Origin of the sequence: Nitrincola sp. A-D6 (assembly GCF_000764495.1) — a bacterium.
Lineage (GTDB): Bacteria > Pseudomonadota > Gammaproteobacteria > Pseudomonadales > Balneatricaceae > Nitrincola.
In genome coordinates this window covers 1-3,156 of record NZ_JRLB01000109.1, presented here as the reverse complement: position 1 = coordinate 3,156, position 3,156 = coordinate 1, and the positions used below count along the sequence as shown (strand labels likewise).

The 3,156-nt window shown below is 50.7% G+C and carries 6 protein-coding genes; all 6 read left to right on the top strand.

The window, feature by feature from the left end; all coding sequences use genetic code 11:
* The first annotated feature begins 187 nt into the window (after positions 1-187).
* Positions 188-1,045 (top strand): PA4780 family RIO1-like protein kinase, encoded by an 858-nt coding sequence (locus LH51_RS17265; protein ID WP_036524661.1) that lies wholly within the window; start codon positions 188-190, stop codon positions 1,043-1,045.
* A gap of 15 nt (positions 1,046-1,060) precedes the next feature.
* A complete protein-coding gene (locus LH51_RS17260; protein ID WP_036524658.1) occupies positions 1,061-1,372 on the top strand; it encodes a SelT/SelW/SelH family protein in 312 nt (103 codons plus the stop codon).
* Positions 1,373-1,404: 32 nt separating this feature from the next.
* On the top strand, positions 1,405-1,914 hold the full coding sequence (locus LH51_RS17255; protein ID WP_036524655.1) for a GNAT family N-acetyltransferase: 510 nt from the start codon (positions 1,405-1,407) through the stop codon (positions 1,912-1,914).
* Between the two features lie 156 nt (positions 1,915-2,070).
* Positions 2,071-2,295: a PAS domain-containing protein gene (locus LH51_RS21730; RefSeq protein ID WP_200882059.1), complete on the top strand. Its 225-nt coding sequence runs from the start codon at positions 2,071-2,073 to the stop codon at positions 2,293-2,295.
* Entirely contained in the window at positions 2,199-2,978 is a 780-nt protein-coding gene (locus tag LH51_RS19620; protein WP_052063903.1) for a PAS domain S-box protein, read from the top strand. The genes LH51_RS21730 and LH51_RS19620 overlap by 97 nt, the downstream gene beginning before the upstream one ends.
* A 5-nt stretch (positions 2,979-2,983) precedes the next feature.
* Positions 2,984-3,156: PAS domain-containing protein (locus LH51_RS24955; protein WP_160173755.1), on the top strand; the 173-nt coding region annotated here is incomplete at its 3' end.

The following is a 3,156-nucleotide window of genomic DNA, read 5'->3' as shown; positions in this document are numbered from 1 at the left end:
CACATTACTCACTTTCATTTTATAGTGAAATCCGGAACTATGTAGCATGAGGACTTATAAAGACGACCTTCAGGTGACAGAACACCCGACCCGCTGCATTATCTGGATCAGTTCTACGTTATAATCCAGCAGTGCCTGCTTCTCAGACATCAGGCCTGCCAGCACATGTACCGGACATATATAATTTATGAGAATACCCAAACGATTACAGCCACTGGCTGAAGATGGCATGATCGACGAAGTGATCAGTCAGTTAATGAGCGGCAAAGAGGCCGATGTTTATGTCGTACGCTGTGGTAACGACGTACGCTGTGCCAAAGTGTTCAAGGAAGCCAGTCAGCGCAGTTTCAAGCAGGCAGTAGAATATCAGGAAGGGCGCAAGGTTCGAAATAGTCGTCGTGCACGCGCTATGTCCAAAAAAACGCAATATGGCCAAAAAGAGCAGGAAAATGCCTGGTTAAATGCCGAGGTGGAGGCGCTTTACCAACTGGCCGCCGCTGGAGTGCGCGTACCCAAACCCTATGGCTTTATTGATGGTGTCCTGTTGATGGAGCTGATCACAGATGCCGAAGGCTACGTGGCGCCACGTCTTGATGATGTAACACTGAGCGCTGAAGACGCTAAAATCTGGCACCAACAAGTCATTGAAGAAGTTGTACGCATGCTCTGCGCAGGACTAGTACATGGTGATCTTTCTGAGTTTAACGTGCTGTTGGACGCGCAGGGGCCGGTCATTATCGATTTACCTCAAGCGGTAAATGCAGCGGGTAACAACAGCGCCAGCATGATGCTTGAGCGGGACGTAAACACCATGCGTGCCTACTTCGGACGCTTTGCACCCGAACTGCTAAAGACCGAGTTTGCCCGGGAGATGTGGTCACTCTATGAAGCTGGCAAACTTCAAGCCGATAGTCAGCTCACCGGCACCTACGCCTATAGCGACACCAATGCCGACGTGGACGAACTGATGGCCGTCATTGATGCCGCCAGCGAAGAAGAAAGTGAGCGCCTGGAACGTCTGCGCGCTGAACACAGCGACGACTAGTGATGGAGTCAGTGCATGACCACACCAGCGTCTAAGCCGATCATTGTCATCCAGTACTGCACCCAGTGTCAGTGGTTATTACGCGCAGCATGGCTGGCACAGGAACTGCTATCAACCTTCAGCGATGACCTGGGCGGCGTCACCCTGCAACCTGCGACAGGCGGCACCTTTATTATCACCTGTGACGGCGAACAGATCTGGGAGCGTAAAACAGACGGCGGTTTTCCCGAAGCCAAGGTACTCAAACAGCGCGTCAGGGATAAAGTCTGGCCAGACCGGGATTTAGGCCACAGCGACCGTCCAGCCTCTACATTCCAGGATATTTAAGTGAAGCTCTGGCTGCTGCAAAAGGAATCGTAATGACAAAACTTAGCACTCAAAATCCGAAATTCGTCCTGCGAATAGCCGGTCCTGAAGATGCAGCTCTAATTGTCAGCTTCATGAAAAAGCTGGGTGATTTTCAGAAAATGGCCGATAAAATCATCGCCACACCAGAGCGGATAGAACGACTGCTTGCATCCAAGCAAGGTGAAGCCGTGTTTGGTATTTATGAAGGTGAAACAGTGAGCTTTGCATACTTCCATCAGAAAAGCTCCGCCTTTACTGGACGCTCAGGACTATATATTGATGGTTTTTTTATTGATGACTCAATGCGCGGAAAAGGCTTGGGCAATATCATGATGCAGTTTTTATCAAAACACGCTATTGATCGCGGCTGTGAAATGCTCGAATGGGGGTGTTTGGACTGGAACACTCCTGCCATTGAGTTTTACCAAAAATTAGGTGCTTACTGCGTTGATTCGATGCACATATATCGCCTATCTCCAGAGAATTTAGCGGAAAACGCATCGTTATTTAAAGCTACCTGAGTAAGTTTCGATTATTCATTGTGCTAAGCGGCCATGAGCAATATCGCCTTCCCCACTTAATATGATTAACAGGTTGCACTACAGACTGTTCGAATATACAGATGTCGACTACAATTACTTACAACATATAGTGTCAAGTTTTGGTAGCAGTCGCCTATGAGCTTATCCTTTTCTGACGACAACCTTTTAAAAGCATCACTCGAAGCCATCTCGGACGCTATACTGATTACTGATGCTCAGTTAGACTTTCCCGGCCCCTATATCATCTACGCTAATCCCGCCTTTTGCAACTCACCGGCTATACTCTCGCCGAACTTCAAGGCCAGACGCCGCGGTTACTTCAAGGCCCAGACACCGACTATGACCTGCTGCAAACACTAAAAAATCAACTGCAGTCTAACCAACCGTTTAGCGGTGAGACAGTGAACTACCGCAAAAATGGCACCGCCTTTCAAATGCAGTGGTCAATTCAACCCTACCCCACCGGCGCCGAGCCGCAATATTATATTGCTGTACAGCGTGACATTACGGCTCTGCGCGAGCTAGAGCAGCAGCGTCGACAGCTACAGAGGCTGGTCGACATTCAAACCCGGGTGGGCACCGCTGGCCTGGACTTGCAAAGCTTGCGCGAAGAGGTAGCACAAATCGGACTGGTAGTTACCGGAGCCGATGGCGCCGCTGTGGAAGAAGCCGTTAACGAAGAGATGGTTTACACTGCCGGGGCAGGCACTGCTCAGAACTCTGTAGGGCTGCGTCTGCCGTTGGCCGGGAGTCTGTCGGGGGCCTGCCACGCTTCCCGCCAACCAATCCACTGCCGTGACACGCATATTGAGCCTCGTGTAGCTCGCAAGGCTGCCGAACAAGTGGGCTTTCGATCCGGTCTGTTAGTGCCACTGATCTATGCAGACCAATGTTTTGGCGTACTTAAGGTTTATTCAGGGCGCGTCAACGCTTTCAGCGATAGTGATATGGAAGTACTCAGCATGGCCAGTCAGGTGTTGGCTTCATCCTCGCTGATGCCCAGCAGTTCAAGGGCGAGCGCGACCAACGGCGCTTACTGGTAGACTCTGTGCCCATCTTGATCGCGTTCATCGACCAACAGTTGTGTTACCGTGAAATCAACGCCACCTACACACGCTGGTATAATCGTCAGGCTGACCAAATTGTGGGCAGGCCAGTGGCTGACATCATGGGCGAGGAGGCATTCGAAAATGTCCGTCCCTATATGCTCGCAGCATTGGC

What these genes read in the sequence shown, in the direction of transcription:
- LH51_RS17255 (WP_036524655.1), top strand. Translation starts at nt 1,405, where the DNA reads ATGACAAAACTTAGCACTCAAAATCCGAAATTCGTCCTGCGAATAGCC.
- LH51_RS17265 (WP_036524661.1), top strand. Translation starts at nt 188, where the DNA reads ATGAGAATACCCAAACGATTACAGCCACTGGCTGAAGATGGCATGATC.
- LH51_RS21730 (WP_200882059.1), top strand. Translation starts at nt 2,071, where the DNA reads ATGAGCTTATCCTTTTCTGACGACAACCTTTTAAAAGCATCACTCGAA.
- LH51_RS17260 (WP_036524658.1), top strand. Translation starts at nt 1,061, where the DNA reads ATGACCACACCAGCGTCTAAGCCGATCATTGTCATCCAGTACTGCACC.